Here is a 3,317-nt window from a genome sequence, read left to right on the forward strand (position 1 = left end):
GACAGACAGAAAGCTTTCGCATGACCGACGACAAAGATGCGAAGCTGATCGAGGTCGGGCGAAAGCTGTTCACGCGCGACTGGCAGTTCATCTGGGCTTCGCCCTCGACTGAAACGCTGCCGCCGATGGCGGGGCTGGAGATCGCCTTTGCCGGCCGCTCCAATGTCGGCAAGTCCAGCCTGATCAACGCGCTGACCGGCCGCAACGCGCTCGCGCGCACCTCGCACACGCCGGGCCGGACCCAGGAGCTGATCTTCTTCGAGGTCCCCGGGAAAGGCGAGCTGCGCCTCGTCGACATGCCCGGCTACGGCTATGCCAAGGCCCCGAAGAGTCAGGTCGCGTCCTGGACCGAGCTGATCCACAAATTCCTGCTCGGACGCGCCAGCCTCGCGCGCGTCTACGTGCTGGTCGATGCGCGGCACGGCCTCAAGGACGTCGATCTCGAAGTCTTGAAGACTCTCGATCGCTCCGCGGTCAGCTACCAGCTCGTGCTGACCAAGGCCGACCAGATCAAGGCCACCGAGCTCCAATCGCGCATCGTCGAGACCGAGGCCGCGCTCGCCAAGCGTCCGGCCGCGTTCCCGAACGTGCTCGCGACCTCGTCGCGCAGCGCGACCGGCATGGCCGAGCTGCGCGCCGCGATCGCAAAGCTGCTGGAAGAGCGGACCTCGTGATGGCGGCATTCCGCCTGTTGATCGGGCTTGCCGGTCTGATGGGCGCCGCCGGCGTCGCGCTGGCCGCCGCTTCCGCGCATGGCGGCGATGCGAGCCGGCTCGCCGCCGCAAGCGCCATGCTGCTGTTTCATGCAACGGCCGTGCTAGCGGCCGTCGCCCTGCTCGGCCGCGACCTTCTGCACGGCGGAATTGGCATCGTCGCCGCGTCCGGCTTCGCAGCCGGCGCCGCGCTGTTCGCGGGCGATCTGACCTTGCGGCAATATGCCGGCCATTCGCTGTTTCCCTATGCAGCGCCGACCGGTGGATCGGTGATGATTCTGAGCTGGCTGGCGGTGACGCTCGCGGCGGTGGTGGTGAAGCGCAGTCCGTAGCCCGGGGACGAAGACCACTTTGCGCCCCGCCCGCCAATCGGATAGAACGCGGCCCGAGTATCCCGCCAGCGAGATCCGCCTCATGACCGAAATTTCCCCGCTCGACCAGGCCCGCATCCTGTCCGAAGCGCTGCCGCACATGCAGCAGTATGACGAGGAAACCATCGTCATCAAGTATGGCGGCCATGCCATGGGCGACGAGGAGACCGCGAAGAATTTTGCCCGCGACATCGTGCTGCTCGAGCAGACCGCGATCAATCCGGTGGTGGTGCATGGCGGCGGCCCGCAGATCGCGACCATGCTCAAGCGCCTCGGCATCGTCTCGGAATTCGCAGCCGGCCTGCGCATCACCGATGCGGCCACCATCGAGATCGTCGAGATGGTGCTCGCCGGCTCCGTCAACAAGCAGATCGTCGGCTACATCAACGAGGCCGGCGGCAAGGCGGTGGGGCTATCAGGCAAGGACGCCAATATGGTGAAAGCGTCGAAGACGACGCGCACCATCATGGATCCGGACTCGCACATCGAGAAGGCGGTCGATCTCGGCTTCGTCGGCGATCCCGAGAAAGTCGATCTCACGCTGCTCAACCAACTGATCGGCTACGAGCTGATCCCCGTGCTCGCGCCGCTCGCGACCTCGAAAGAGGGCCAGACGCTGAACGTCAACGCCGACACTTTCGCGGGCGCCGTGGCCGGCGCGCTGAAGGCAAAGCGGCTGCTGCTGCTCACCGACGTGCCGGGCGTGCTCGACAAGTCCAAGAAGCTGATCCCGCAGCTCTCGGTGAAGGACGCGCGAAAGCTGATCGCCGACGGCACCATTTCCGGCGGCATGATCCCGAAGGTCGAGACCTGCATCTACGCGCTCGAACAGGGCGTAGAGGGCGTCGTCATCATCGACGGCAAGATGCAGCACGCAGTGCTGCTCGAGCTCTTCACCAACACCGGCACGGGCACGCTGATCCACAAGTGATGCGAGAGGCGCCACGCATGAAAGCCGTCATGGCCGGGCAACAGCGCGAAGCGCGTCTTCGCGAAGATGTCCCGGCCATCCACGATCTTTCGTCCCGCGCCAAGAGCGTGGATGCCCGGGACAAACCCGGGCATGACGAGCGGAGCGCGAGGCGGCATCGACGCTCCACTCTCACCCGCTTCCTGATGACGCTCCCCGCAGCAGCCGTCTCGTTCGTCTTCTCCTCCGCGCCCGCCTTCGCCGACCTCAAGATCTGCAATCGCATGTCCTACGTCGTCGAGGCCGCGATCGGCATCGACGACAAGGCGGCGACCGCCACGCGCGGCTGGTTCAGGATCGACCCCGCCACCTGCCGCGTGGTGGTGCAGGGCACGCTCTCCGCCGACCGCATCCTGCTCAACGCCCGCGCGCTCGGCGTCTACGGCGCATCCCCGATCCCACAGAACGGCAGCGACACGCTGTGCGTCGCGCAGGACAATTTCGTCATCGCGGCCGCGCGACAGTGCCGCAGCGGCCAGACCCACGCCGCCTTCACCCAGATCACGCCGACGCAAGGCGCGGACGGCAATTTCGTCGCCTATCTCGCCGAGGACTCCGAATATGACGACGAGCAGGCCCGCCTTGCCGGCATCCAGCGGCTTTTGGTGATCGCAGGTTACGACGCCGCGCCGATCGACGGCGTCGACGGACCGAAGACGCAAGGCGCGTTGGCCGCTTTCCTGAAGAGCCGCGGATTGTCGTCCGACATCCTGTCGTCGCCGAACTTCTTCAAGACCATGGTCGATGCCGTGCAGACGCCGTCTGCGACCGGCCTCACCTGGTGCAACGACACCACGCACAAGGTGATGGCGGCGGTCGCCACCGACGACGGCAAGGCGGTGACGAGCCGCGGCTGGTATCGCATCGACCCCAAGACCTGCCTGCACCCTGATGTGAGCGGTCAGCCGAAGCAGATCTTCAGCTTCGCGGAAGCCATCGACGCCGACAATCGAATCGTCAAGCTGAAGGACAAGCCGCTGAATTGGGGCGGCGACAAGCAGCTTTGCACGCGCGAGACCAAGTTCGAAACCAACGAGCAGACCGACTGCGGCGCGCGCGGATTCGCGGCGACGGGCTTCGGCGCGGTGGACATGTCGAGCGGCGGCAAAACGCTGCGGTTTGCGATGCCGTGATTGCTTTTGTGATGACGCAACAAACACCATCGTCGTCCCAGCGAAGGCCGGGACCCATAACCCCAGGATTGGTTCTACGAAGAACGACGATCAGGGTGCCCCATTGATAGATCACGCGGTATGGGTCCCG

Annotated in this window: 4 protein-coding genes; all 4 read left to right on the forward strand. The window is 65.6% G+C overall.

What is annotated here, in order from left to right; translation table 11 throughout:
• The first annotated feature begins 20 nt into the window (after window positions 1-20).
• The 4 genes from yihA (at window position 21) to IVB47_RS19700 (ending at window position 3,187) form a co-directional block, all read left to right on the forward strand.
• Window positions 21-674 (forward strand): ribosome biogenesis GTP-binding protein YihA/YsxC, encoded by a 654-nt coding sequence (gene yihA, locus IVB47_RS19685; RefSeq protein ID WP_027565787.1) that lies wholly within the window; start codon window positions 21-23, stop codon window positions 672-674.
• Window positions 674-1,045 (forward strand): DUF423 domain-containing protein, encoded by a 372-nt coding sequence (locus tag IVB47_RS19690; protein ID WP_247463477.1) that lies wholly within the window; start codon window positions 674-676, stop codon window positions 1,043-1,045. The genes yihA and IVB47_RS19690 overlap by 1 nt, the downstream gene beginning before the upstream one ends.
• Window positions 1,046-1,127: 82 nt before the next feature.
• A complete protein-coding gene (argB, locus tag IVB47_RS19695) occupies window positions 1,128-2,015 on the forward strand; it encodes an acetylglutamate kinase (protein WP_007597683.1) in 888 nt (295 codons plus the stop codon).
• Window positions 2,016-2,200: 185 nt separating this feature from the next.
• Complete coding sequence (locus IVB47_RS19700) at window positions 2,201-3,187, forward strand: DUF1036 domain-containing protein (RefSeq protein ID WP_247464047.1); 987 nt, start codon at window positions 2,201-2,203, stop codon at window positions 3,185-3,187.
• Window positions 3,188-3,317 lie beyond the last annotated feature (130 nt).

It is taken from the genome of Bradyrhizobium sp. 62 (assembly GCF_023073035.1).
GTDB lineage: Bacteria > Pseudomonadota > Alphaproteobacteria > Rhizobiales > Xanthobacteraceae > Bradyrhizobium.